The organism is Streptosporangium nondiastaticum (assembly GCF_003011965.1).
GTDB classification, from domain to species: domain Bacteria; phylum Actinomycetota; class Actinomycetes; order Streptomycetales; family Streptomycetaceae; genus Streptomyces; species Streptomyces nondiastaticus.
Map to the genome: position 1 here is coordinate 158045 of NZ_PXWG01000002.1, position 24892 is coordinate 182936.

Consider the following 24892-nt stretch of genomic DNA (forward strand, 5'->3'; position numbering starts at 1 on the left):
GCTGAGGAGAGCACCAGCACCCAGCGAGCAGGAGATGCCATGCCCTCCGCGACGGCACCGCCGGACGCCGGCAGCACGGCCTGTGTGCTGGACCCGGAAGGCATCGGGGCTCTCGTACGGGAGCTGCGCGCCCGGGGCCGGACGGTCATCGGCCCGACCGAGCGGGACGGCGCCATCGTGCTGGCCGAGCTGGAATCCGCCGACGAGCTTCCCTACGGCTGGGGAGTGGAGCTGGAGGGCGGCTACTACCGGATCAAGCGGCGGACCGATGCCGCGGCCTTCGCCCACAGCGCCGGCCCCCAGTCGTGGAAGAACTTCCTGCACCCCGAGCGGGTACGGCAGTGGACCGCCGACCGCGCTCCCGACGGCGGGATGACGGTCCGTGCCGAGCGCCCCGAGCCCACCTCGTTCGCCTTCCTTGGCGTACGGCCCTGTGACTTGAGGGCGATCCAGATCCAGGACCGCGTCATGACCGGCGGCCGGCACCGGGACGACGCCTACGAGGAACGCCGTACCGGGGCGTTCCTGATCGTGGTCGAGTGCACCGAGCCGGGCGCCACCTGCTTCTGCGTCTCCATGGGCACCGGCCCCGCCGCGCAGCCCGGCTACGACCTGGCGCTGACCGAGGTGGTCGACGGCACCGGGCACCGCTTCCTGGCTCGCGCCGGCACCGAGGAGGGCGCGGACATCCTGGCCGGCCTGCCGCGCCGCCCCGCCGACGACCTGACACGCACCCGGGCTCGCGAGGACGTCGAGGCCGCCGCCGGCCGGATGGGCCGCACCATGCCGGAGGTCGACCTGCGCGCACTGCTGGCCGGCACGCTGGAGGCCGAGCGCTGGAACGACGTCGCCGCGCGCTGTCTGACCTGCGGCAACTGCACGATGGCATGCCCCACGTGTTTCTGCACCACCACCGAGGACGTCACCGACCTGACCGGCGACCACGCCGAGCGCTGGCGGCGCTGGGAGTCCTGCTACGACCTGGACTTCACGCACCTGCCCGGCGGCTCCGTCCGGAGCTCCGGGCGCAGCCGGTACCGCCAGTGGCTGACGCACAAGCTGGGCACCTGGTGGGACCAGTTCGACAGCTCCGGCTGCGTGGGCTGCGGCCGCTGCATCGTGTGGTGCCCGGTCGCCATCGACATCACCGAAGAAGCCCACGCCCTGCACCAGGAATCCCTCGACCGGCAGGCCGGGCCAAAGGATGAAACCCCATGAAACGCACCGGTGTGCTCGCCGCCCTCCCCGAAGGGCCCCGTGAACGGCTGATGGAGCTGGGCCGTGAGGTGTCGTTCCCCGCCGGCACGAGAATCTTCGAGGAGGGCCAGCGGGCGGACCGCTTCTGGATCATCCGCACCGGCACCGTCAACCTCGACGTTCACGTGCCGGGACGTCAGGCCGCGGTGGTCGAAACCATCGGGGCCGACGGGCTGGTCGGGTGGTCATGGCTGTGCCCACCGCACCAGTGGCACCTGGGTGCCGAGGCGGCCCGCCCGGTGGACGCCTGGGAGTTCGACGCGGCCGAAGTACTGGCCCTGTGCGAGCGCGACCCGGCACTCGACCATGCGCTCCTCACCTACGTCGTAGAGGTCATCGGTCACCGTCTGCGATCCTCCCGGACCCGGCTTCTGGACCTCTACGGGCCCTACAGAAGCGGTTCGGCGGAGTGACCGCCGTTCCCCTCCCCTATCGGGTGGTGGCCAACCGGCCCGAGAGCACCGACACCCGCACGATCGAACTGCGACCGGCCGGCGAGGCTCTCCCCGCGTTCGCACCGGGCCAGTTCGCCATGCTCTACGCCTTCGGGGCCGGCGAAATCCCGGTGTCCGTCGCCGGTCTGCGAGACGGCACGCTGACCCACACCATCCGCGGGGTGGGTGCGGTCTCGCGCGCCCTGTGCGCCGTCCGCCCGGGTACGCAGGTGGGTGTGCGGGGTCCCTTCGGCACGGGCTGGGACCTGCCGAGCGCCGCCGGGCGCGACCTGCTCGTGGTGGCGGGCGGCATCGGCCTGGCCCCGCTGCGGCCCCTCGTCCAGGCTGCGGCATCCGCGCACAACAGACTGAACGTCCTCATCGGCGCCCGCACGCCCGAAGACCTGCTGTACCGGGACGAACTGGACGGCTGGGGGCGACCGTACTGCGGCGTGACGGTGGACCGCGCCGGTCCGGGCTGGACCGGGCACGTCGGCGTGGTGACCACCCTGCTGGACCGGGCGGCGTTCACCCCGCACGAGACCACGGCCTTCATCTGCGGCCCCGAGATCATGATCCGCGCCACCGCCCGCGAGCTGCTGCACCGAGGCGTACCGGCCCAGCACATCCGCGTCTCCCTCGAACGCAACATGCACTGCGCCACCGGCCACTGCGGCCACTGCCAGCTCGGCCCCCTGCTTCTGTGCCGGGACGGGCCCGTCGTCGGCTACGACCACGCCGAGCCCCTGCTCGCCGTCCGGGAGCTGTGAGATGGCCGAGCCGCCCGTACGCCGCCGTCCACGGCTCGGCGTGTTCAAGTTCGCCTCCTGCGACGGCTGCCAACTGACCCTGCTGGACTGCGAGGACGAACTCCTCCCCCTGGCCGCCGAAATCGAGATCGCCCACTTCGTCGAAGCGTCGAGCGACGTCCAGCCCGGCCCGTACGACCTGTCCCTCGTCGAAGGCTCGGTCTCCACCCCCGAACACCTCGAACGCATCCGACGCATCCGCGCCGAATCCCGCCGCCTGGTGACCATCGGTGCCTGCGCCACAGCGGGTGGTGTCCAGGCCCTGCGCAACTTCGCCGACGTCGCCGAATTCCGCGCGACCGTCTACGCGAAACCTGACTACATCGAGACCCTCGCCACCTCCACCCCCATCTCCGCCCACGTCCCCGTCGACTTCGAACTGCGCGGCTGCCCCATCGACCGCGGACAGCTCATCGAAGTCATCACCGCCTTCCTCGCCGACCGCCGCCCCGACATCCCCGACCACAGCGTCTGCTTCGCCTGCAAACGGCGCGGCACCACCTGCCTCCCCGTCGCGCACGGCATCCCCTGCCTGGGGCCTGTGACGCACGCGGGATGCGGAGCCCTGTGCCCGGCCTACGGGCGGGGCTGCTACGGCTGCTTCGGCCCCTCCGGCTCGGCCAACATGCCCGCGATGATCCCGCTGCTGCGCAGCGACGGCATGAGCGACGAGGACGTCCTCCGCTTCCTGCACACCTTCAACGTCGCGAAGTTCGCGGCGATCGAGCCGGAGAGGGAGGATCCATGACGCACCGCGGCTCGCGCGTCCTGCACGTCGGCTCCCTCGCCCGCGTCGAGGGCGAAGGGGCGCTGCACCTGAGCATCGACAACGGCAAGGTCACCGCCGCCCAGTTGAAGATCTACGAACCGCCCCGGTTCTTCGAGGCGTTCCTGCGCGGGAGACGGCACACCGAACCGCCCGACATCACCTCCCGGATCTGCGGGATCTGCCCGGTCGCCTACCAGATGAGCGCCTGCCGGGCGATCGAGGACGTCTGCGGCGTCACCGTCGACGGTCAGCTGGCCGCGCTGCGGCGCCTGTTGTACTGCGGCGAGTGGATCGAAAGTCAGACCCTGCACATCTATCTCCTCCACGCCCCCGACTTCCTCGGCTACGACAGCGCCGTCCACCTCTCCCGCGACCGACGGGCGGACGTCGAACGCGGCCTGCGGCTCAAACAGGCGGGAAACGCCGTCCTGGAGCTGCTCGGCGGCCGCTCCATCCACCCCGTCAACGTCCGTGTCGGCGGCTTCCACCGCACTCCCACCCGTGCCGAACTGCGCCCGCTGGCCGCGCAGCTCCGACGGGCCCGTGACGACGCCGAGGAGACCCTCCGCTGGGTGGCGGGGTTCGACTTCCCCGACGCCGAATGCGACGCCGATCTGCTCGCGCTCGCCGCACCCGACGCGTACGCCATCGACACCGGCACCCCCACCGCCCTCCGGTACGGGGACGGGCAGAAGCCGCGCGCCTTTCCGGTGCGGGACTTCACGGCCCATGTGGTGGAGGAGCAGGTGCCGTACTCCACCGCGCTCCAGGCCCGGCTCGACGGCCGCCGGCACCTGACCGGCTCCCTCGCCCGCTACGCCATCAGCGGCCACCTGCTCCCGCACTCCGTCCGGGAGGCCGCCCGCGCCGCCGGTCTCGACGGCGTGTGCCGCAATCCCTTCCGCAGCATCGTCGTCCGAGCCGTCGAAGTCCTGTACGCGGTCGAGGAAGCCCTGCGCCTGATCGGCACCTACGAGCCGCCGCCGCGCCCGGCCGTGGACGTGTCCCCGCGCGCCGGCACCGGCCATGGCGCGACCGAGGCCCCGCGCGGCACCCTCTACCACCGCTACGTCCTCGATGCGGACGGGGTCGTCACCGACGCCCGCCTCATCCCGCCCACCTCCCAGAACCAGGGCGCCATCGAGGACGACCTGCGCCGCATCGTCCAGGACCGGCTGCGGCACGGCGACGCCACCGACGCCGAGCTGACCCGCCTCTGTGAACGGGCCATCCGCAATCACGACCCCTGCATCTCCTGCTCGGCCCACTTCCTCGATCTGACCGTCGAACGAGCGTGAGGAAAGCCGCGTGAAATATCTCGACGAATACCGCGACCCGGCGCTCGCCCGGCGCCTGCTGGACGAACTCCACCGCACCGCCACCCGCCCCTGGCAGATCATGGAGGTCTGCGGCGGCCAGACCCACACCCTCGTCCGCCAGGGCATCGACGAACTCCTGCCGGCCGGCATGCGCATGATCCACGGGCCCGGCTGCCCGGTCTGCGTCACCCCGCTGGAGACCCTCGACCGCGCCATGGCCGTCGCCGCCCGGCCCGGTGTGATCCTCACCAGCTTCGGCGACATGCTCCGCGTCCCCGGCTCCCGCACCGACCTGCTCGCCCTGCGAGCCCGCGGCGCGGACGTACGCGTCGTCTACACCCCCATGGACGCCGTCAAGCTCGCCGAGGAGCATCCCGACCGGGAGGTCGTCTTCCTCGCCGTCGGCTTCGAGACCACGGCCCCCGCCAACGCCATGGCCGTGCTGCACGCCTCCCGCCTGGGGCTGCGCAACTTCAGCGTGCTGGTTAGCCACGTCCTCGTACCGCCCGCGATGACGGCGCTGCTGGAGTCGCCCGAGTGCGAGGTCCAGGCGTTCCTGGCGGCAGGGCACGTGTGCGCGGTCATGGGCTGGACCGAGTACGAACCCATCGTCGCCCGCTACCACGTACCCGTCGTCGTCACCGGCTTCGAACCCCTCGACCTGCTCGAAGGCATCCTGATGGCCGCACGGCAGCTCGAGGACGGCAGGGCCGAGATCGAGAACCAGTACGTACGGGCCGTGCGCCGCCAGGGCAACGGCGAGGCGCAGTCCGCCGTCGCCCGCGTCTTCCAGGTCACCGACCGCGCCTGGCGCGGCATCGGAGACCTCCCCCGAAGCGGCCTGGAACTCCGCCCCGAATTCGCCGCCTTCGACGCCGCACGACGCTACGACGTCGACGGACTGCACTCGGCGGAGCACCCCGAGTGCATCGCCGGCAGCATCCTCACCGGCGCGCGGCTGCCCACCGACTGCACCGCCTACGGAACCCGCTGCACGCCCCGCCACCCGCTCGGCGCGCCCATGGTGTCGGCCGAGGGCACCTGCGCGGCCTTCCACGCGGCTGGGCGCGTCGCCACCGCAGCCACCACAGTCACCGCGGAAGGAGCGTCCTCGTGATCACGGAATGCCCTGTGCCCCGCCCGGAGAAGGAGCGCATCCTGCTCGGCCACGGCGCCGGCGGCCGGCTCACCGCGGAGCTCCTGGAACAGACGATCCTTCCGGCCTTCGGCGGGTACGAAGGCCCGCTGGAAGACGCCTCGCCCCTGCCCGGGCTCGGCGAACTCGTGATGACCACGGACGGCTTCGTCGTCAGCCCGCTGTTCTTCCCCGGCGGCGACATCGGCTCCCTCGCCGTCCACGGCACCGTCAACGACCTGGCGATGCGCGGCGCCGAGCCCATCGCCCTGTCGGTGGCCCTGATCGTGGAGGAAGGACTCGAACTGGAGCGGCTGGAAGCCGTACTGCGCTCCCTCGGCAAGGCGGCCCAGGAGGTGGGGGTCCCCGTGGTCACCGGGGACACCAAGGTCGTGGGCCGGGGCGCGGCCGACCAGGTGTTCATCACGACGACCGGCATCGGCAAGCGCCTCCCCGGCCTCTCCCCTTCCGCCGCCCGTGCCCGGCCGGGCGACGCCGTACTGCTGTCGGGCCCCATCGGGCTGCACGGAACCGCGGTGCTCAGCACCCGGGAGGGCCTGGGCTTCGAGGCCGACATCGCCTCCGACACCCGCCCCCTCCACCGTCTGGTGGCAGCCCTGTCCCCGCTCGGCGACCGGCTGCACGTCCTGCGCGACCCCACCCGGGGCGGACTGGCCGCCGCGCTCAACGAGATCGCACGCGACTCGGCCGTGGCCGTCGTCATCGACGAAGGCACCGTACCGGTGCCGGAACCGGTAGCCGCTGCCTGTGACATCCTCGGGCTCGACCCCCTCCACGTGGCCAATGAAGGCTGCATGGTCGCGCTCGTCGCGCCCGATGCCGCCGAAACGGCGCTGGCCGCCTTGCGCTCCTTTCCGGAGGGGAGCGGCGCCGTACGCATCGGGGATGCCCTCCCGGCCGACGGGCACCCCGGCCGCGTCGTCATGCGGACAGCCGTGGGCGCCCGCCGCGTGGTGGACATGCCACTCGGTGAGCAGCTGCCCCGCATTTGCTGAACCGCCGCGCCGAGCGACCATGGAGGTGGGACGCCAGGGCACACACGCCCCGAACCCCGGATGACCTGGGGAAGTGAATCGATGATGTTCTGGTACGACCATGGTGGCAGCGGCTGGGGGCTGTTCGCGATGGCGGTGAGCATGGTCCTGTTCTGGTCACTGATCATCACCGTCGCGGTTCTGCTCTTCCGCTCGCTCGCCCGTCCGCCGCACGGCGGTGGGCCCACCGGCTGGCATAAGGGCCCGGCACCCGGCCACGCCGAGCAGATCCTCGCCGAACGGTACGCCCGCGGTGAGATCGACGAGGAGGAGTACGCGCGACGCCTGGCCACCCTGAGAGGCTCGCCGCCCGGCTCTGCTGAACAACAGTGACGCGCCACCGTCACTGCCCTGGTTCTCCTCCACCACCGGCACCGGGCGGGACAAGCAGGTTGTCGTTCGCCCGCCCGGTGAGGTGGTCGGCGATGTTCCGGTCCGTAGTGCCGACGATCTGCCCGACCGCGTCGTGGCTGCAGTAGCCCTGGTGGGAGGTGATCAAGACGTTGCCGAAGGTCATGAGCCGGGCGAGGGTTTCGTCGGCCATCACCACCTCCAGCGACTTGTCGAAAAAGAAGACACCGACTCTTCTCGTACACGTCCAGGCCCATTCCCAGAAGCCGTCCGGCGAGCAGGGTCTGGACCAGCGCGTGGGCGTGCCACGGCGTACGGAGAGCACCACGACACCCGCGACACCGTCAGGCCGAGCGCCCGTGCCGCCGTCAGGTCGATGTTGTTGTAGATGTTGCTGTAACCGGGGCACGTTGGGTGACGAGCTCCGTGCCGCCGTCAGCGAGGATGCGCAGCACCTCTGTCCAGGACGTCGTTGACGCTGCTGCACACGACCCGGCGGCCCGCCGCGCTCGCGGCCGTGTCCCGGTTGAGGACCAGGTCCGGGCAGCGGGGTGGAAGCGACCTCGTATCCCTGCCGGCCCCGGTCCCGCTCGCGGCGTGCGCATCGGGCTCGTCCCTCATGCCCCGGTCCACCACGTGGGGTGTCCGGTGGCGGTCGTACCGCACAGCTGACATAAACGGGAATATCTGGGATCTTCCGGAAGGGATCCGAACGCCATGTTGCAGCACCGCACGGTCGACGAGCTCATGACCCGCAACGTAGTGCGGGTACGCCCGGACACACCGTTCAAGGAGATCGTCAAGGAGCTCGCTGAGAACGACGTGACGGCCGTGCCGGTCGTCGACCCCAATGACCGAGTGGTCGGCGTGGTCTCCGAGGCCGACCTGATGCGCAAGTCGGCCGACCAGCCCGACCCCTTCGGCCGCGTACCCGTACCCAGCCTCGAAGCGTGGGAGCGGGCCAAGGCGGAAGGCGCCCGGGCCGAAGACCTCATGTCCGCTCCCCCGGTCTGTGCCCGGCCGGAGTGGAACGTGGTGGAGACCGCCCGGCTGATGACGACGCAGAACGTCAAACGCCTGCCGGTGGTCGACGAGACCGACAAGCTCGTCGGCATCGTCAGCCGCGCCGACGTCCTGCGGGTCTTCCTCCGCGAGGACGACGCCATCCGCTCCGAAATCGAACGTGACCTGCTGGAACACACCGTGGGCCTGGCCCCCTCGGCCGTGCGGGCCGAGGTGTCCGAAGGGCAGGTCACCCTCACCGGCAACGTCGAGGCCCGCAGCGCGATCCCACTCATCGAACGCCTGTGCCGATCCGTGGACGGCGTCGTCTCGGTCCACCAGCGCCTGACGTACACGACGGACGACACCGGAGGCGGCTTCCCCACCCCATGACCGCGCGCGGGCACATGACGAGGAGCCGGAATGCATGACACACAGCGCACCGTCAGCGGCGTGATGACGCGGACCGTCGTGGCGGTCAGCCGTGACGCCCCCTACAAGGAAATCGCCAAGACGCTCTCGGAGTGGAAGGTCAGCGCCGTGCCCGTCCTCGCGGGCGAAGGGCGCGTCATCGGCGTGGTCTCCGAGGCCGACCTCCTGTCGAAGGAGGAGTACAAAGGCCGCGAGCAGGCGGACCTCACCCGGCCCGAGCAGCTCGCCGACCTGGCGAAGGCGAGTGCGAGGACCGCCCAGGACCTGATGAGCACGCCCGCGATCACCGTGCACGCGGACGCCACCGTCGCAGAAGCGGCACGCATCATGGCTCGCAAGGGCGTCAAACGCCTGCCCGTCGTCGACGCCGAGGGCATGCTCGCCGGCATCGTCAGCCGCGCCGACCTGCTCAAGGTCTACCTCCGCAGCGACGAGGACATCGCCCGGGAAGTCCGCGACGAGGTCGTCGCCCGCTTCTTCGCCCACCGGCGGCCCACCGTAGACGTCCAGGTGGACGAGGGTGTGGTCACCCTCTCAGGGCATCTGCCCGATGAGACGATGATCCCGCTCGTGGCCCGGCTGGTACGGGCCGTGGGAGGCGTCGTCAACGTCGATCTCCGGCTCGACGGCCCGACGAGCTGACCGCCGCCCGGGCCCGTCGCGCCGCTGTCCCGAGCTCCCGATCGGCGGCGCACCGCTGGCACGGGCCCCGATGCTCTGATCCCCTGGGCAAGAGAGCGGCTCACGAGCTACGGATCCGACGGCGGCGGCACACCGCACCGGGCGGCCAGGCGGAGGCAGAGACGATGCACGACGACGGGCCGCGACCGGGCGGCCCCGACACGCACTCCGGAAGTCCGCACGAGGACACGGTGGCGACCCGCTGTGCCGTACGCCGCGAGCAGCTGGGACTGACCCGTGAGGACGTGGCGCGCCGCGCCGGCATGTCCGTCCCCTATCTGAGCCAGCTGGAGACGTTCGGCGGCGACTTCGACCCCGCCGCCGTCATCCGCCTCGCCGCCGCCCTCGACATGCCCTACGACGAACTCGTGGGAGGCCCACGCGAAGCGGCACCGGGCCGGCAGCCCGCCGGTGCCAGCCCTCTGCTCGCGCACCTCACCGAGGACGAATGCTGGCAGCGGCTGGGCACGCACGGCATCGGCAGGATCGGCCTGGCCTCCGGGCCCGCACCCGTGATTCTGCCCGTGAACTTCCTGGTCGACGGCCGCACCATCATCTACCGGACCGGGACGGGAGACACGGCGGCCGCAGGCGACGGTGAGCAGCTCGTCTTCGAAGCCGACCACATCGACGAACACCTCAGCCGCGGCTGGAGCGTCCTCATCAACGGTACGGCAGAACGCATCACCGACCCCGGCACTGTCGAGAGCCTCGCCACCCGCCCCGGAGCGGAACCCTGGGCCGGCGGGAAGCGCAATCTGTGGATCCGAGTCCGCCCCGGCCAGGTCACCGGGCGCACCATCCGCACCCGGTGAACCTCAGCCGTCCCCTGCCAACCGGGCCCGGGCAGTCTGAGAGTCCGGGCAGTTGCACGGGCTCCAGCCAGAGGGCGTCCTCCCGGGTCTCCAGGCCCGTCAGGCCGCGCTGGACGAGGTCGAGGGTGCCGGCCATGGCGCCGAGGTGGATGCCTTCCGGCGTGGTGCCGCCCTGGAGATCCGCGACGTCGCTTTCGAGTGCTTCGCGGAAGTACCGCCAGGCGTCCGCGCGGCGGGCGCGGGCCAGGACCCGGCCGTGGACGACCTCGCTGAGGGTGGAGCCGTGGCTGGTGCGCCGCAGGTAGTAGTCGACCGTGCGCTGCCCCACCGCCGCCGGCCGGGATACCGCCGGCGCCGACCGGTGACTTCGGCCCGCTGGGCCATGCCGATGCCGATCTCCGACGTCCTCGTACGGCAGCGGAGCCAGACCGTGTCCGGTTCCGCCACGCCGACCTGCACGCCGGCGAGACGGCGGCGGTCCAGAGCGCGGTACCGGTGCACGTCGGCGTTGATGACGTTCCCGTCGAGCCCGGCCTCCGCTTCGATCCGCCCGTCCCATCCTTCGGGCACGAAGACCGTACGCAGGGCCGCGATGTGCGGATCTCCCATGTGGACCAGCCGGCACTGCTCCACTCGCAGCACACGGCCGTCAGCCGCCAGGTACCGGAAGGCCCGGGGCAGTGTGCCTTCCGGAGGTCGAGCACCTGCCTGCCGGTAATCCGTGACCTCGCAGGTGTCCGGTGTGAACCACGGCTCCGGCGATCCGTCGGGGGACAGCAGCCGGAAGCGCAGGAGCAGCCAGTTCGGGAGGTTGACCATGTCCTCGTTCTCGACCTGCCGGCCCGCCACCGACGAGACCACACGGTCGTGGCAGCCGGCCATGTACGTACCCGGGCAGTGGACCAGCCCGCCACGGCACTCGGGCGCCGCCGCACCCTGCGCAGGCTTCGCCGTGCCGTCACGGACCGCCTCGCGCAGTGCTTCGTCCACGGCCCCCGCCACGTGCGGCGGCAGCGCCTGTTCGGGCTGCGGCCTCCCCACGGGCACGTCGTCACCGTTGCGCCGGAGTTCGGCGACCGAGTACGGCTCGGTGTGCCGGCCCTTGGCGGCGAACGTGGCGTAGGCGTCGGCCATGCGGATGGCGCTGGGCGTGGAGGTGCCGAGCGAGAACGACGGCAGTTTCTCTCCGAGGCCGCTCTCCAGCAGACCTGCCTGCACTCCCACCGTGCCGGCCCGGTCCAGCCCCACGTCCATGCCCAGCTGCATCATCGGAGTGTTGACCGATTGTGCGACCGCGTCCTTGAGCGAGATCTTCCCCCAGGACCGGTCGCCGTCGTTGACCGCCCTGACGATCTTCCCCGACCGGTCCCAGTAGGGGCCCTCCGGGGTCTGCAGGGAGACCTTGTCGTCGCCGTCATAAAGCGTCACAGCCCCTATGAGCGGGGTCCTGGCTGCAGCTGTCCGACCAGGTGGAAGACCTCCCGGGCCACATAGTGCTTGAGGCAAGGGACGATTTCGCGACGGGTCTTACCTTCCTTGATCCGGCGCTCGTGAGAGTCCTGAGTGCGCGGGCCGACCCGTAGACGGGTGAACACGATGCGATGGAGCGCGGCATTCGCCTGCCGGTCGCCACCGCGGTTGAGGCGACGGAACTGCCGGCGTCCCGACGAACGCTCGACAGGGCTGACCCCGCACAGCACAGCGAAGAAAGCCTCACTGTCCAGGTGTTCCGGATTGTCTCCCCACCGTGATGAGCAGGAAGTGGTCCGTGGCGCTGCGTGGGGACTGCCGACGCGGGGCGGAGCAGCCGGGCGTGGCGATACTGCGCCCGGTCCGGGGAGGCGGCCACCATATGGAGCGTGCTCACACCCACGCGGCCGCCCACCGATCCGTTCGATATTGATGGAGATCTTCGAAGGTCTCGGTGGTTGCCCGGAGGCGCTCACCTTGGTTCCTCGCCCAGGGGCGTGGGGCGTGCCGCAGGAAGAGGCGGCGGTTCCCAGGTCCGGCTCGTTGGACAGGACCGGTTTGGCGTGGACTACGCTCCCGCTAAATGATCACTGATTCGATGGGGTGCATACCGGCTGCTTCGGCGTTCGCCGGGCGTCATCGTTCCCGCCTGCGTGCTCTGTTCGGTGTCCTGGGGGTGCCGTGGCATGAGGATGCCGGGGAGCGGGCGGCCGTGGCGGCGGCGCATTGGATGGCGCCCGAGCACGGCAGGACCGTCATCCCCTGCACGCCCGCCCAAAGGGGCCGGGCACTGGGCCTGGTCGGCGAGATGGGGCTGTTAGAGGCGGTCCGGCCCGAGGCGGGCGCGGTCTTCGGCGAGACGGTCATCGTGGCGGGTCTGTGGACGGCCAACGAGCGCCGGCTGCACCTGGTGCGCCGACTGCGGGAGGAGCACGGGTGCCGGCTCGGGCCGGTCACGTTGTGGTGCGGCCAGCGCCTGCGGGAGGAGCGCGACGGGAGCCTGGAGGACATCCTCGCCCGGCTGGCCGCCGCCGACCCGCGGCTGCTGCACCACCCCTGGGTATGCGCGGAGCTCGCCCGCGACCCCCAGGACGCCAACCGGTGGGAGCGTCCGTTCGCCACCGAGTACGAACTGGCCATCGCCGCCGTCCTCGTCGTCTTCGGCCCCACTCTGACCCTGACCGCCCGCCACCCGGCCACCGGTCCGGCCACGGTTACGGGCATCCCGCACCGCACTGTCCTGTGGCAGCGGCTGTCCACAGCCGACGGGCTGGACCTGACGGTGCTCAACGCCGCCGCCCGCCACCGGCCGCAGGGGCCGCCCCGGCACACCACCGCCAGCTGCGCCGAGGAATGGCTGACGCACCTGCCCCCGGCCACGGGGGCGAGCGTCCTGGTCGTCTCGGGCAATCCGCACACCGAGCGGACTCTGGGCGACATCACCCGGGTGGCCCGGGCAGCCGGGCGTGACGATCTGAGCCTGCATCCGGCGGGGAACGGCGCGCCGGAGCGGCCCTGGCGTCTGGAGCTGTGCCTGGGGGAGATCGCCCGCCTGTTGTACAACGACGCCGTTCACACCGGCGTGGTGCCGGCGGTTTCGGCTGCGGCGCGGCGGGCGTAGTCGGCTTTGAGCCGGTCGAGTTCGTCCAGGCGGTAGCCGAAGAGCAGGGCACGGTCGTAGGCGGCGCCGAAGTTGTGCACATGGTCCGGGTCGAGCCGCTGGTAGAGCTTGACCCGGGCGATGCGCTTGTCGAGGGTGTCCCAGCCCGAATGCACCACCCGTATCCCGTCGATGTCCTCAAGGCGTCCATGGTCGGTGAGGTTGAGCGGCCAGTGGTGGTTGTGCAAGGGCTTGCACCCGGCCTTCAGCCCGGGCCGGTACCGCCAGATCGCGCAGCGCATACTGGTCGCCGCTCCCATCAGCGGCACCATGCGCGGGAACTGCGGATCGTTCCACGAGGACACCAGCGCACACCGCACACCTGCCACCTCGCCGGGCAGGGCCGCTAAGCGCGCCCTCAAGTCCCCCTCGACATCGAGGGCCTGGTCGTCGTCGGTCATGATGATCCAGTCGGGCCTGCAGAAGTCCGCCATCCGGTACAGCAGCTCCAGCCCGGCCGACTCCGGCACCAGCCACGGATCGCCCGGCAGGCCCGGGCGGGCGTGCACCACGTTCGTCACCCGCGGATGGCTTCGCAGCACCTCGGCCGTCCCGTCGGTACTGCGGTCGTCCACCACGTAGATGTCGTCGCACCACCGGGCCAGCCCGTCCAGCACCCCCATCAGGCCCTGACCCCCATTACGGACCCGCATCAAGCCAAGAACACGCACCACAACCCCACAACACGAAACCGGCAAGATCGACGAGCTGCACTCCAGGGCCGCCACGGCCAGCAAGATCAACAGGACGGGTGCGCCGGGGCGCCGGACCCTGGGCTGGACGGCTCGTTCAACTCCGAAACAAGTGGGGAGCGTAAGCATCCCTAGCCGTTTTCAGGAACCCGGGAGTCGTCCCCGAAACACACCAGGGCCAGGCATGTGAACTGGAACAGCTGTGGCGGCCGGGCTGGGTCCTCTCCGCCACACGACTCAAATCCGTCCAACCCGCTTGCCAGCCCGCATCATTCAGGCGTGCGCGGGCGGCGCGCCGAACCTGCGTGTGGCGGCGGAGCTCGACGTAGCGAAACGAGTAATCCCCAGAGAGGATGCGCTGGGCTGAGTGCCCGGCGAGGTCGTCCAGCGCATCGAGGACGGCAAGACGAAGGCCGCGGCAGTACCGTCTGCGACACCGCCGCCTTCAGCGGTCGCGTGACCCGAAGGCCCCTCGCCCACGTCCGGCGAGGGGCCTTCCTCCGAGGCGCTCGGGAAAACCGACGTCAAGGCGGGCCTGCTGTTCGCCCTCGCCGGAGTGGCGTCGGCGTTCCTGGCGGTGTCGGTGGTGTTCATCGTGCTTGCCGTGCTCGCCGTGCTCGCCGTGCTCGCCGTGCTGCCCAGGCTCGGCGACGAACGTACGTCGTTCCCGTACGGGGCGAAGTTGCGCTCGGAAGAGATCCGTGAAGCCGTCGAGGAGGAAACCAGGCCGCAGCAGATCGGCATTCCGTCCGGCCCTGGCCGTAATGAAGTTCCGGCGCCTCATCGCGGCGTATATCGCCACCGGCCTCTCCATGCTGCTCCTCATCGCGTCGGATGTCCTGGCCGGCCTGGGCTGAGGAGCACCGCCGGTCCGGGCAGCGTCTCGGCTACCTGGTCGACGGCTTGTACTGGCTGTCGTGCTGGCGGGCGAGGCGGTTCGCGGGGCCCATGGAGTGGGCGCGGGCCTCGAGCCACAGCGCGTAGGCGATGGAGTCGGCCTGCGGGGCGGGACGAGGGGTGGTTGAGCGGCGGGCGGGAAGGTAGACGAGGGCGTCCTGGCCTTCGGGTGTGAGTCGGGCCGCCCAGTAGAGTGCCTGGGCGTAGCCGGTTCAGGGTGTCGGCGTCGGCCATCTCGCACAGGTCGGCCTTCCGGAGCCGGTCGACGATGTTGAGGCCGATGCTGCTGCTGTCGGCGGCCCAGCCGTGCTCGTGCTGCGCCTGTTCGTTGCGTAGGGCGGCCAGGGCTTGGGGTTCCGGGGCCTTCAGGGCGCCCACGGTGCCCTCCAGCGGTTCTTGTGCTTTGTGGGCATCATGGCGCGCGGCTCTGTGGGGGTCAGGCGCTTGAAGGGATCGGGCGTGGCCGCATCGATACGTCGCCCCGCACCACTGAAGCAGATGTCTGCTTACATACCGCTGTGGTAGATAATCATCCGGTGTCACGCGAGATAAGCACTTTCACCCTCCACCAGGTCGGCCCGGAAGACGGTGTCCACCCCGACCTTCTCGGAGAGCTCCGCCCGCTGATCAACGGGCAGGACGTGCTCGAAGAGATCTTCCCCGAGGGCACCACGTTGTGGTGGCAGTGGTGCGGGGACGGCATCCCGCTGGCCGCGTCGGAGGCCGGCACCCAGGTCATGATGGCGGCCGCGGAGTGCAGCACCTCGTGCTGCGGCTCGGTCTGGGTGACCATCCGCCGCGAAGGCCCGCACGTGCTCTGGGAGGGCTGGGAGAACACCGGCGACGGAGGGAAGCTGCCTCCGGAGTTCCGGTTCGACGCCGCCCAGTACGACACGGAACTGGCCCGCGCGACTGCGGCCTGGGGATAGGCCCGGCTTTACGAAGCAAGCACCTTAAAATGACGTTCGCTACTGATGCATAGAATGTGCTGATTCATTCCGATCAGTTAAGGTTGCGCGAGTCGATCTTTCTGATGAAACGTGGTTGTCATGCCGAAGCGCCGCCGACGGTTGTCGCATCTTGTGCGGGCAGAGCTCCTGGCGCCCTGGATCTTTCCGATCAGCCTTGACGGCACCAGGGAATGGAAGTGGTGGAATCCCAGGGGCTTCCTGCTGCTCGTATGCAGCCCCGTGGCCGTGCTCTGGGCCCTGCATCCGAACAACGGCGCCACATGGTGGGCCCGGTGCCTGGTCGTCCTCGCCGGCGTGGCCGGCATGGCCGTGCTCGTGCTCGCGTCTGCCGGATACCGCAGGCTTGCCGCACCACCCACAACCGCACACAGCTCCGAGGAGCACCCCCCATCCTGAGCGGGACCGCCCGCTGTGCAGTTGCGCCCTCCGGACGGTCGGCCCCCCGGCTGAGCGTGGTGGGTGCACCCACGGCGAATCAGGGTGTGAGGACCCGCGTGGCGAGGAGAATCCCAAGAGCGCACGCGACGTCGGAGATCGCACCGTCTTCCACGCGCTTGATGCCATCTCCAGGGGATCCACTCGACGGTCATGTCGACCTCGGTGGGGTCGCGCCGCGTCCGCCCGGATTCCAGGTCGGTGGCGCGGTAGAGGTGGATCGTGGCCATGGTGAGCCCGGCGATGGGGTGGGTCACGGCCAGGAGATGGAGTTCGCGTGGCCGCCAGCCCGTCTCCTCTTCGCACTCCCGACAGGCCGCGCCTTCCGGCGCCTCGCCCGGTGCGATGCCTCCGCCGGGAAGGAGCGGCATACGGCCTGGTAGGTGGCAGCTGTCCGTGACGATCGCGATGCGCCCAGCGGAGTCGACGGCGACGACGCGGGCGCCGTCAGCGATGGTGACGTGATCGTACGTGCCGAACCTGCCGTCGGGCTGGATGACCTGATCGCGGTGAAGGGCGAGGAAGGCTCCCTCGTGCACGGTCTCGGTGCTGAGCGTGACCCAGCCGTCCCCGGACTCGTGGACACGGCCCGACCGGGTGTAGGCCGCGAGAGCACCGGCGATCGACCGTAGCTGGAGGGCGGCCTGCCGCTGCGCCGACACCAGCGCCGGGTAGTCCGGCCAGGCACGCTCGTCGCCCCCTACAGGCGTCTTCTGCTGCCCGAGCAGCCACCGTCCGAAAATCGGCCGGAGCGCCCTCACCGGGTCGAGGGCCTTCTGGCCCCTGACGACCAGGTCCACGACGCGTCCGGACGGATCTGCGCGGCGACGCGCTTCAGCATCCGGTCGAGGTGGTCGGCGGCGTCGAAGAGGTGGCTGGGGATCTCCGCGTAGTCCGTGATCTCGGTGAAGGCCGGCCGCCTGGAGAGCTTCACGTGCACGTCCCACGCCGCGGACCGAGCAGGGTCGCCTGTCCTCTGATCCGTCATTGGCCGATGATGTTGGCCTTCGCTCGACCAGGGGCGATATCGACTGCGTGCGGCCGCTTGGGCTGTGTCAACAAGCGGCTGCACCTGGGTACTCGAACAGGCCAGCGTGTCCGGTGAGTTGAGTTGCCGTCAGGTTGCCTACCGAGGTTGTTGCGCAGCCGAAGGCGCACGGCGCCAAGAGACGGCGCATGGATGCGCGGTATGAGTCATACGGCTTCCTAGGAGGTAGTGAGGAGTGCCTACTGGACCGCACCCCTGAGGAGACCGCATGAAGTTGATCCGCCGCTCGCTCGTGACGCTTGCCGCAACGACCCTGTTGTGTCTTTCCGGCGCCGGGCCGGCAGCCGCAGTCCCAGTTCCAGGTGCGGACGAACTGCTCGGGCAAGTGACGGCGCTGGGCGATATCGGCGGGCTCCTGACACCTGTCACGGACCTCCTCGAGGCCGCTTTGCAAACCAACAACGGCACCTGATCTGAGTAAGCCCATAGAAGATCGTTCGCAAGGCTCTTCAGGGAGGCCAGAAGGCTCTCACCGCAGCCATAGCCGGATCGCGGCGAGGGTGACCGTGCCCTGGAAGATGTACGCGCTCGCTTGTCGTCTCTGGTGGCTACGGCCCGGAAGCCCTTGAGGGCGTTGACGGTTCGTTCGACTTCGTTCCTGCGGGCATAACGGGTCCGGTCGAAGCCGGTGGGCCGGCCGCTGCGGCTTCCGCGGCGTTGGCGGTTGGCCCGCTGGTCGCGGCGTTCGGGGGATCGTGTGCCGGATCTTCCGTCGCCGCAGGTAAACGGCGGTTGCGCGGCGGGAACTGTACGCTTTGTCGCCGCTGACATGGTCCGGACGCCGCCTTGGATGCCCGCCGACCGGGCGCGGGACGCGGATACGGTCCAGGACCGGGATCATCAGCGGGGCGTCACCCCACTCTGCCCGGGGGTGAGCAGGGTGGCCAGTGGACGGCAGCCGCCGTCGCTCGCCAGGTAAACGCGGGGCGTGGCGGACGGTGGGCGTGTCACCGTACAGATCGCCTCGCCCCACGTTAGCCGGAACGACGCCAGCACGGCTCGGTCACACGATCCGTCGGACACACCTTAGCCCTGACCTTGCCCTTTATCGTCGCCGGGTCGAATCGTTCCTCGAACTTGATCACTTGTAGCGAGAAGGGCCGGACAGCAGGGCGGCCTTCGTCTGGATCCTGTGCTCCGTCACAGAGGTGTAGATCCAGTCGAAGGCCGTGGGGTGAGTTCGCTGCACGACGATGTTCTGCGGGAGCCGTTTGGGCTGCTCCGTCCTTCCGGTCGGAGTTGTACGCATGCCTGACCACGCGTGCGGACGCGCTGTTCGAGCTCACCGACGCCATGCTGTGTGGGGACGGACCGATGAAGACCCTGGTCAGCCTCGCGCTCGTACCGGAACGCCGCCGCGGGCACGGTGCCTTGTACACCAGGCTCAATCACGGCCGACTGGATGTGGGCCGGCTGCGACGGGCCAGTGCAGGTGCCGTTGCCGAAGGCGGCCGACGGCCACCTGGTCCTCGCGGTCGACGTCTCCCCGTAGCTGCGGCCGGACGCGGACACCGCGCCTGAGCAGTGCTTCTGCCACACCTACGGCTACGGCGCAGGCTACGCTCGGCTCGGTCTACCACTTCTTCCCCGGCGGCAAGGAGGCCGTCGCGGTCGGCGCGATCACCCACGGCGACCAGGAGTTCTCGGCGCTGCTCCGCGCCGCGCTGCGTGGCTGGGAGCAGCTGGTTCACGACAAGCTGCTGGGTCCGGGCATCCCTGCCGGCGATGCCCAGGGTCCGGCGACCACGATCATCAGCGCTCTGGAAGGCGCCGAAGTGACGGTGCAGGTCATCCGCAGCGAGGAGCCCTTGTGTGCGACGGGCCGACAACCGGCCCGCCTGGTCGGCTCGTACGGCACACCCCCTGTGAGCTGATGCCCCCGTCGTCACGCAGGCCGCTGCCCACACCGCCCGAAGACGGTGCGGGCATTGGCACGCAACCGGTCACTCGCCAAGGAAGGCGAGGATCCGCTTGTTCACCTCCTCCGGTGCCTCGACCATCGGGAAGTGGCCCACGCCCTGGAGCAACGCGCCGTCCGACCCCTTGGGCAGGGCGGCGACGATGTCGGCGAGGATCTCCTCGTTGACGACGGGATCCTCGCTGCCGTGCAGGTACAGGGTCGGCTGGGTGGGCAGTTCCGCCAGCAGACGACCCATTTCCCAGGCGTCGGTGCCGAACACCTCGGAGGGGAAGTTCTGCCGGTAGAGGCCCAGCCCCGCCTGGAGGTTGGCCGGCTCGCGCAGGGCGTCCTTGCCCTCCTCCCGGTCCTGGGTGGAGTCGAAGCCGGGGATGTCGCCACTCCAGTGGTCCCACAGCCAGTCGATGTAGGCGAAGTCGTTCGCCGGCACCAGATGATCGGCGACGGCCATCTGGAAGAAGTAGAAGTGGCTGTTCTTGTGGATCTGCTCGGGGACCGCGGCCCGGCGCTCGTAGAACCGCACCGGCGGGACATCGGCCACCACGACCTTCGACCAGCGTTCCGGCGCGAGGGCGGCGGCACCCCAGGTGGCGAAGCCGCCCCAGTCGTGCCCGACGATGATCGCGTCACCGCCTCCGCCCAGCGCATCGTGCAGCGCATTGGCGTCCGCGATCAGGTCCTTCATCAGCATGCTTCCGTCCGGCGGCACCTGACTCGGGGCGAATCCCCGCATGTATGGGGCGACCACGTGGTACCCGGCCTTCGCAAGCTCCGGCATCAGGTGCCGGAACACGCCGGGGGTCTCCGGGAAGCCGTGCAGCAGCAGTGCCAGAGGGCCCTCGCCCTGCTCGATGTAGGCGAGGTCGAGGCCATTGACGGTGATGTGCTTGATCTCCACTGTTCCTCCCAGGTGACGGGCGGCTGACTGGTTCCGCGAGCCGCCGCTGTAACGAACGTTCTAGCTAGACACTAGCACCACTAGAACGAACGCCCTATTTAATTCGGAGGCCAGGTACGGCACCTGACTGTCGGTGAGAAGCCGCACGGCCGGGATGTGCTTCTCAGGGCTCGTCGAGCACGAGTCCTGGCTTCCCCTCCACGGGCTGCCCGGCCCCTGGGTCCCCTGCCACCGGCCTTCGAGTCGTGGTTTTCGGAATCCTGGCTGTCCGTGTTTGCCCCATTGCCCCCCGGCGCCGTCGCAGGGAGTCCGCCGGCACGCTCCGCCTCGTCTCCCGCCTCCGGTGCCGCCCTCACTCACATCTGCTGGCAGGGTGTAGGTCGTTCCGCCCGGCAGGGTGATGGTTGCGGGGGAGCTGGAACTGGCTCCGGTGCCACCGCCGCTGATGTTTGCAGGATCGGAACCCTGCCATAGGCCCCTGGACACAGCTTTACTGTTCCGGCCCGGCTTGCCCGCGCCTCCAGTCCTGCCGTTCGCCCCGGTGCACTGACCTTGGGGTCTGCACCCACCTGATGGGTCTCCCCCGGCGGCAGAGGAGGTTGCTCCGCCGCCGCTCGCGGCGCCGTCTTCACTTCCCCCGGTTCCACCCCCTCCGCCCCCGACACCGCCGTGGCCTCCCAAGGCTGTCGCGAGAGGAAAGGAACCTTCCGGCTGCACCCAGGCCACCGCGCCTCGGCTTCCGTTGGCGCCGCTATCGCCCTTCACCGCCTCCTCCGCCGCCGGTACCTCCGGCCCCGCCGGCCCACAGCCTGCGACTCGCGGCCGGGTGGCTGCCGCTGATGACCGGCTCCGGGCCCATCGCGGCGACCGCCTTCACCGCGCTGCCGGGCCTGTTTCTCACCGCGCTGATCACCAGCGCCTTCCTGACCGTGGACGGTCTTGCCCCGGCCGGCACCACGGTCGAGGCGTACGCCTGGTTGATCGCCTCGATCGGTACCGGCCAGGCCGCCGGGACCGCCCTGGCCGGCGCGGTCCGCCCCGGCCGACACCGGCGTGTTCCCGGCCACGCCACCCGTCCCTGACCTCTCTCACCAAGGAGACCCATACATGGCTGTCCGAAAGACCTGGAATATTGACCATCGTTGTGGGCACAGCGTGGATCACGATCTGTCGAACCGCCCGGCGGACAAGCGCGCCGGGTGGTGGATCGGCCAGCGGGATGCCGAGGCCCTGGATCTGCCCGAACTCCTGGATGCGGCCACTGACGACGACCGCGGCACGGAGAACCCGTTCCGGTAGACGTGCAGGCGGTCTTAGAGGACGGTTTGAGAGTCTTCGGTAGCCGCTGTTCTGGAGTGTGCACTTCAGTGGTCACCCCTACGGTGTTGGCCGGTGCGCCGACTTGCCATAATCGTCCCGTGGACTGGTTCGAGCAGGCCCGGGCGGCGGAACAGGGACGGGACTGGGACGTGGCGATCACGCTGGTGAGCGCCCGCGCCGAGTGCTATTCCAGCGATCCCGAGATGCACAGCAACCATCTGTGGCACATGGATCTGCTTGTGCGAGCGGAACGGATTTCGGAACTCACGGAACGCGCTCTCACGGATGTCCACGCACGTCGGAGACTCAACAGGTCGCTTGGCGAGCGGGGTATGGAGGCGGCACTGCGTAACCGCGCCGAAGACGGTGACCGTGACGCCCTGTACGTCCTTGTTCGGCTGTTGTGCGAGACGAGTCGGGTGCAAGAGGCCCAGCAAGCAGCCCAAGACATTGCCCCGGAGGACCAGTACGCACGCCAGGAGGACCGTGGGGGCGCGCGTGGCGTCGGCCGAGCGCACGCGGGGGGTAGCCCTACCTCAAGGACCACCGACGCACAGGGCAACTCCCCGACCCCACCCCGCGTCCCGTAACGGATAACGCCACCGGCACAGCCGACGCGGCCGGAATACGGCGCGGAATGTCGCGCGGAATCATTATCTGAATGTTTCACTCACCCGAGTGAAGCTCGCACCCGGCCCCTGGTCAAGGTTGACGCCCCGCGCTTCCCTGATACTGACTTCCGGATATGGAGGCTCCCGTTCGGCGAGGAACGTGCCGAATCCGGGGAACACCGTTGCCGCACCGACGGCGACGCGATCGCAAGGCGCGCACGCACTTCCTTTTTGCATTCGCCCTTTTCGCATTCACCTTCTTCGCCTGCTTCCCCTTACCGCGCCCCCATGGATCCGCTCCCGAAACCCGCGTACCACACTCCTCCATTCCCTTCACGAGAGGGCAGAACAATGAGCAGAAAAAGGTTCGCAACCACCGCGACAGCTCTGGCGCTCGCCGCGGCGGGGTGGACGGCAGCCGCCGTCGGCACGGCTCACGCCGGTGCCTACGACGACATCAGCATGCAGAAGCAGGAACAGAGCCAGTGGTGCTGGGACGCCTCGGGCAACACCGTCGCGAGCTGGTGGGGCTACAACTACAGCCAGACCGACTTCTGCAACCTGGCCAACCGGGCCACGGGCGTCAGCTGCAACAACCAGCCGGCGACTCCCAACGACGTCGCCGGTGCCTGGCGCCTCATGGGCTTCGCCCACACCGGCACTCTCCAGTACAGCGCGGCCTCGTTCAGCCAGACCCGCACCGAGGTCGACGGCCTGCGTCCCTTCCTGGCGCGCATCGGCTGGAAGTCCGGCGGTGGCCACTTCAACGTCATCTACGGCTACGACGAGACCAACAACACCATCGCCGTCGCCGATCCCTGGCCCGCCACCCAGACCTACACCTGGTGGAACTACAACGACTACGTGAGCAACAGCTCGTTCAACTGGACCCACACCCAAATCGGCGTCTCGGCCACGTGAGGCAGACATCATGTCCATCACCAGAACGTCATCGGCGCCGAATTCACCTCGGCGTACCCAGCGTCGCCCGCTCGGTCTCGCGCTCACCGCGACGGCACTGCTGTCCGCCCTGACCGCGCTTCCGGCCCACGCCGCCGCGCGGCCCCCCGACATCCCGGATCTCCAGAACGCGGTGGACACACTCAAATCGACCGGCGTCCACAATGCCGTCTGCCGCTTCCTGAGCGTCCCCGTTCCCCAGAGCGGCCAGCGGACACCGCATCCCATTCCCTCCACGGCCGATCCGTGTCAAGGCCAACCGTCCTTCACCGTGGGGCAGACCCCGCTGGCCGTGTTCGAGATCACCTCGGACTTCGTGTCCGGCAAGGCCCTGCCCACGACCGCCACGGCCCTCCAGCTCTCCTACGTGGCCGCCCCGGTCAACGTCGGCGAGGCGCGCAGCGCCACGGTCCTGCTCGGCGCCACCCAGGGCGGCGGCTGGCACCTGGCCGCCGTACGCGAGAGCGACGGCGACGCCGGCTACGCGGGCAAGGGCACGGCTACCAGCCCGGTGTTCTCCGAGCCGCAGCTCCACGCTTGGTACCAGCTGGCACTCGACCAGGTCACACCGCTCAACGACGCGGCCAAGAGCGGTCTCGGCGGCAAGTCGTCGGTGTCCCTCGCGGATTACCAGAACCTTGTGAAGGGCCGGTACGCCGACAAGATGGCGGGTTCCGACTACGCCACCAAAGGCTTCTCCAGCGGCTACCAGCCCGCCGCCCGCCCGTCGTCCTCGTCCCCGACCCCGGCGATCCTCGGCGGCTCCAGCGCCGCGGTCGCGCTCGCCGGGGCCCTCCTCGCCCTCCGCCGCCGCAGGCGAGGGGCATCCTGAAACCGGTCCGGGCCGTCGCCGCCCCGCCAGGGCGGCGGCGGCCCGGAGCGTCCCGGCGCTCCTCCCGACCGGACCCGGTGGACGGAGCATGGGCTGCGGTCTCCCGCCGGGACGCTCAGTCCCGCCACGTCCGGTGACGGCGATCCCACTCCTCCGCGCTCACGGAGTTCAGGTTGCAGTCCCGCCACGCGCCGTTGATGAACTGGTGCCTGCGCGCCACACAGTCGGTCGTGAACCCCAGCCTCGCGAGGGATCCTTCCTCAAGGGACGTGATCCTCGCCGTGTTGTCCAAGAGGATCCACCCGCTGCCACGTTCCAGGCCGAGGCTCCGGAAGGCGAAGTCCAGGAGCACGTGGTGGGCATCGGTGCTGTAGCCGCGGCCCCACTCGTCCGCCGCGATGGCACAGCCGATGTCCTCGCCCCGGGTGCCGGAGCGCACGAGACGGACGAAGCCGATCGCACGGTCGTCGTCGCGTTCGGCCACCGCCAGATAGAACTCGGTCCGGGGGGAGACCTGGGCACCCTTGATCGCGTCATGGAAGGTCACCGTCATCGTGCTGGCGGTGGCCGGGATCGTGTCCACGCCGTTGGTCTGGCTGCTCGACAGCCCTGACGGCGGGCAGTTGACGGCGGCGACCGTCCAGGGGCCGTGAGGACCGTCCAGGGGCCGTGAGCATCGCCGCCCTGGTCCGGGCGCTGTTCCAGCGCCCGGAGAACCGCACAGAGGACACGGCGGTCGCGACCGGCGAGGCGCGGGCGGAGGACGGCGGCGCGGCCAACGCGGGCGTCAAGCGTCCCGGAGGCCACGGCAGCGGGACCGCGCGGGCGGAACGGACCTGCTCCCGAACTCCTGGGAGATGAAGCCGGGCCCCACCTGTTTGTCACTGCCGGTGGCGGAGGCCCAGTAGGTCTCGCCCTTGCCGCCCCACTGGTCACCCACCGCCCGGTGGCAGTAGAAGTTCTCCAGCTCCAGTTTCACCCCGAACGACGCCGCCGCCGGCGCGACAGCCCCCGCCTGCCGCTCGTCGGCCCCGGCTCCCGCGAAGGTGGCCGACGCGGGCCGGGAACGCTCGAACACAGTGGCGCCGAAGCCGTACTCGCGCAGGCCCTTCACGAAGAGG

29 protein-coding genes and 4 pseudogenes are annotated in these 24892 nt (G+C 70.0%); 21 read left to right on the forward strand and 12 right to left on the reverse strand.

The features are described 5' to 3' along the window. Positions 1-39 precede the first annotated feature (39 nt). Genes B7P34_RS02255 through B7P34_RS02290 form a run of 8 tightly spaced genes read left to right on the forward strand, consistent with a single transcriptional unit; the run spans position 40 to position 7111 of the window. A complete protein-coding gene (locus B7P34_RS02255) occupies positions 40-1218 on the forward strand; it encodes a 4Fe-4S dicluster domain-containing protein (RefSeq protein WP_106674053.1) in 1179 nt (392 codons plus the stop codon). After that, the gene (locus B7P34_RS02260; protein ID WP_106674054.1) at positions 1215-1670 is read left to right on the forward strand and encodes a cyclic nucleotide-binding domain-containing protein; all 456 of its coding nucleotides are present in this window, start codon (positions 1215-1217) and stop codon (positions 1668-1670) included. The genes B7P34_RS02255 and B7P34_RS02260 overlap by 4 nt, the downstream gene beginning before the upstream one ends. After that, on the forward strand, positions 1667-2461 hold the full coding sequence (locus B7P34_RS02265) for an FAD/NAD(P)-binding protein (protein WP_106674055.1): 795 nt from the start codon (positions 1667-1669) through the stop codon (positions 2459-2461). Before B7P34_RS02260 ends, B7P34_RS02265 begins: the two co-directional genes overlap by 4 nt. Before the next feature lies 1 nt (position 2462). Next, a complete protein-coding gene (locus tag B7P34_RS02270; protein WP_106674056.1) occupies positions 2463-3248 on the forward strand; it encodes an oxidoreductase in 786 nt (261 codons plus the stop codon). Then, a complete protein-coding gene (locus B7P34_RS02275) occupies positions 3245-4567 on the forward strand; it encodes a Ni/Fe hydrogenase subunit alpha (RefSeq protein ID WP_106674057.1) in 1323 nt (440 codons plus the stop codon). Before B7P34_RS02270 ends, B7P34_RS02275 begins: the two co-directional genes overlap by 4 nt. Positions 4568-4577: 10 nt before the next feature. Further along, a complete protein-coding gene (gene hypD / locus B7P34_RS02280) occupies positions 4578-5705 on the forward strand; it encodes a hydrogenase formation protein HypD (RefSeq protein ID WP_106674058.1) in 1128 nt (375 codons plus the stop codon). Further along, positions 5702-6739, forward strand: coding sequence for a hydrogenase expression/formation protein HypE (hypE, locus tag B7P34_RS02285; protein WP_106674059.1), 1038 nt, complete (start codon positions 5702-5704; stop codon positions 6737-6739). Before hypD ends, hypE begins: the two co-directional genes overlap by 4 nt. Before the next feature lie 60 nt (positions 6740-6799). Further along, positions 6800-7111 carry an SHOCT domain-containing protein gene (locus B7P34_RS02290; protein WP_223267405.1) on the forward strand — a complete coding sequence of 104 codons (312 nt, stop codon included), beginning with the start codon at positions 6800-6802 and terminating at the stop codon, positions 7109-7111. Between the two features lie 10 nt (positions 7112-7121). On the opposite strand, the gene B7P34_RS37160 is transcribed toward B7P34_RS02290, so the two are convergent. Beyond that, the gene (locus tag B7P34_RS37160; RefSeq protein ID WP_189382374.1) at positions 7122-7322 is read right to left on the reverse strand and encodes a hypothetical protein; all 201 of its coding nucleotides are present in this window, start codon (positions 7320-7322) and stop codon (positions 7122-7124) included. A 524-nt stretch (positions 7323-7846) separates the two neighbouring features. Between B7P34_RS37160 and B7P34_RS02300 the strand changes: the two genes are divergently transcribed. The 3 genes from B7P34_RS02300 to B7P34_RS02310 all read left to right on the forward strand — a co-directional run bounded on the left by B7P34_RS02300 (position 7847) and on the right by B7P34_RS02310 (position 10059). After that, positions 7847-8524 carry a CBS domain-containing protein gene (locus B7P34_RS02300; protein ID WP_223267406.1) on the forward strand — a complete coding sequence of 226 codons (678 nt, stop codon included), beginning with the start codon at positions 7847-7849 and terminating at the stop codon, positions 8522-8524. 30 nt (positions 8525-8554) lie between these two features. Continuing rightward, on the forward strand, positions 8555-9205 hold the full coding sequence (locus B7P34_RS02305) for a CBS domain-containing protein (RefSeq protein ID WP_106674061.1): 651 nt from the start codon (positions 8555-8557) through the stop codon (positions 9203-9205). A 164-nt stretch (positions 9206-9369) separates the two neighbouring features. Then, positions 9370-10059, forward strand: a complete 690-nt coding sequence (locus tag B7P34_RS02310; protein WP_146166709.1) for a helix-turn-helix domain-containing protein — start codon at positions 9370-9372, stop codon at positions 10057-10059. Here the strand turns inward: B7P34_RS02310 and B7P34_RS39615 are convergent. The 3 genes and pseudogenes from B7P34_RS39615 to B7P34_RS39620 all read right to left on the reverse strand — a co-directional run. Beyond that, positions 10031-10378 (reverse strand): annotated as a pseudogene (locus B7P34_RS39615) (glycoside hydrolase family 65 protein); the annotation flags it as partial. The gene B7P34_RS02310 and the pseudogene B7P34_RS39615 overlap by 29 nt on opposite strands. A 38-nt stretch (positions 10379-10416) precedes the next feature. Continuing rightward, positions 10417-11487 (reverse strand): annotated as a pseudogene (locus B7P34_RS38180) (penicillin-binding transpeptidase domain-containing protein); the annotation flags it as partial. Between the two features lie 5 nt (positions 11488-11492). After that, a complete protein-coding gene (locus B7P34_RS39620; protein ID WP_223267408.1) occupies positions 11493-12005 on the reverse strand; it encodes an IS110 family transposase in 513 nt (170 codons plus the stop codon). Positions 12006-12241: 236 nt separating this feature from the next. On the opposite strand from B7P34_RS39620, the gene B7P34_RS02330 reads away from it, so the two are divergent. After that, positions 12242-13150, forward strand: coding sequence for a hypothetical protein (locus B7P34_RS02330; protein ID WP_146166710.1), 909 nt, complete (start codon positions 12242-12244; stop codon positions 13148-13150). Here B7P34_RS02330 and B7P34_RS02335 read toward each other — a convergent pair. Further along, positions 13102-13842, reverse strand: a complete 741-nt coding sequence (locus tag B7P34_RS02335; protein WP_189382376.1) for a glycosyltransferase family 2 protein — start codon at positions 13840-13842, stop codon at positions 13102-13104. The genes B7P34_RS02330 and B7P34_RS02335 overlap by 49 nt on opposite strands. A gap of 1472 nt (positions 13843-15314) precedes the next feature. Here B7P34_RS02335 and B7P34_RS02340 point away from each other — a divergent pair. Beyond that, positions 15315-15707: a hypothetical protein gene (locus B7P34_RS02340; protein WP_106674064.1), complete on the forward strand. Its 393-nt coding sequence runs from the start codon at positions 15315-15317 to the stop codon at positions 15705-15707. Positions 15708-15827: 120 nt separating this feature from the next. Further along, the gene (locus B7P34_RS38190; RefSeq protein WP_223267421.1) at positions 15828-16145 is read left to right on the forward strand and encodes a hypothetical protein; all 318 of its coding nucleotides are present in this window, start codon (positions 15828-15830) and stop codon (positions 16143-16145) included. Positions 16146-16324: 179 nt separating this feature from the next. Here the strand turns inward: B7P34_RS38190 and B7P34_RS39625 are convergent. Further along, positions 16325-16984 (reverse strand): annotated as a pseudogene (locus tag B7P34_RS39625) (NUDIX domain-containing protein); the annotation flags it as partial. Next, on the reverse strand, positions 16942-17172 hold the full coding sequence (locus B7P34_RS37165) for a hypothetical protein (protein WP_189382380.1): 231 nt from the start codon (positions 17170-17172) through the stop codon (positions 16942-16944). The gene B7P34_RS37165 and the pseudogene B7P34_RS39625, both read right to left, overlap by 43 nt. A gap of 268 nt (positions 17173-17440) precedes the next feature. On the opposite strand from B7P34_RS37165, the gene B7P34_RS02350 reads away from it, so the two are divergent. Continuing rightward, positions 17441-17644: a hypothetical protein gene (locus B7P34_RS02350; protein WP_106674066.1), complete on the forward strand. Its 204-nt coding sequence runs from the start codon at positions 17441-17443 to the stop codon at positions 17642-17644. A gap of 57 nt (positions 17645-17701) precedes the next feature. Here B7P34_RS02350 and B7P34_RS02355 read toward each other — a convergent pair. Both B7P34_RS02355 and B7P34_RS37170 read right to left on the reverse strand, forming a co-directional pair. Beyond that, a pseudogene (locus B7P34_RS02355) lies at positions 17702-18147 on the reverse strand (IS5 family transposase); the annotation flags it as partial. A gap of 166 nt (positions 18148-18313) precedes the next feature. Then, on the reverse strand, positions 18314-18481 hold the full coding sequence (locus B7P34_RS37170; RefSeq protein ID WP_189382382.1) for a hypothetical protein: 168 nt from the start codon (positions 18479-18481) through the stop codon (positions 18314-18316). 44 nt (positions 18482-18525) lie between these two features. Here B7P34_RS37170 and B7P34_RS02360 point away from each other — a divergent pair, with 44 nt between their 5' ends. Continuing rightward, entirely contained in the window at positions 18526-18753 is a 228-nt protein-coding gene (locus B7P34_RS02360) for a hypothetical protein (protein ID WP_286157440.1), read from the forward strand. 98 nt (positions 18754-18851) lie between these two features. After that, complete coding sequence (locus B7P34_RS39895) at positions 18852-19106, forward strand: LmrA/YxaF family transcription factor (protein ID WP_435693943.1); 255 nt, start codon at positions 18852-18854, stop codon at positions 19104-19106. A 69-nt stretch (positions 19107-19175) separates the two neighbouring features. On the opposite strand, the gene B7P34_RS02370 is transcribed toward B7P34_RS39895, so the two are convergent. Next, entirely contained in the window at positions 19176-20048 is an 873-nt protein-coding gene (locus B7P34_RS02370) for an alpha/beta fold hydrolase (RefSeq protein WP_106674067.1), read from the reverse strand. 839 nt (positions 20049-20887) lie between these two features. Between B7P34_RS02370 and B7P34_RS02375 the strand changes: the two genes are divergently transcribed. The 4 genes from B7P34_RS02375 to B7P34_RS02395 all read left to right on the forward strand — a co-directional run bounded on the left by B7P34_RS02375 (position 20888) and on the right by B7P34_RS02395 (position 23771). Further along, positions 20888-21130, forward strand: coding sequence for a hypothetical protein (locus tag B7P34_RS02375; protein ID WP_106674068.1), 243 nt, complete (start codon positions 20888-20890; stop codon positions 21128-21130). 25 nt (positions 21131-21155) lie between these two features. After that, the gene (locus B7P34_RS02380) at positions 21156-21347 is read left to right on the forward strand and encodes a hypothetical protein (protein WP_106674069.1); all 192 of its coding nucleotides are present in this window, start codon (positions 21156-21158) and stop codon (positions 21345-21347) included. A 983-nt stretch (positions 21348-22330) separates the two neighbouring features. Then, positions 22331-22900 (forward strand): papain-like cysteine protease family protein, encoded by a 570-nt coding sequence (locus tag B7P34_RS02390; protein ID WP_106674070.1) that lies wholly within the window; start codon positions 22331-22333, stop codon positions 22898-22900. 310 nt (positions 22901-23210) lie between these two features. Continuing rightward, the gene (locus tag B7P34_RS02395; RefSeq protein ID WP_223267410.1) at positions 23211-23771 is read left to right on the forward strand and encodes a hypothetical protein; all 561 of its coding nucleotides are present in this window, start codon (positions 23211-23213) and stop codon (positions 23769-23771) included. 115 nt (positions 23772-23886) lie between these two features. Here B7P34_RS02395 and B7P34_RS02400 read toward each other — a convergent pair whose 3' ends face one another. Then, positions 23887-24354, reverse strand: a complete 468-nt coding sequence (locus B7P34_RS02400) for a GNAT family N-acetyltransferase (RefSeq protein WP_146166711.1) — start codon at positions 24352-24354, stop codon at positions 23887-23889. Positions 24355-24558: 204 nt separating this feature from the next. Beyond that, the gene (locus tag B7P34_RS37175) at positions 24559-24885 is read right to left on the reverse strand and encodes a hypothetical protein (protein WP_189382384.1); all 327 of its coding nucleotides are present in this window, start codon (positions 24883-24885) and stop codon (positions 24559-24561) included. Positions 24886-24892: the final 7 nt, after the last annotated feature.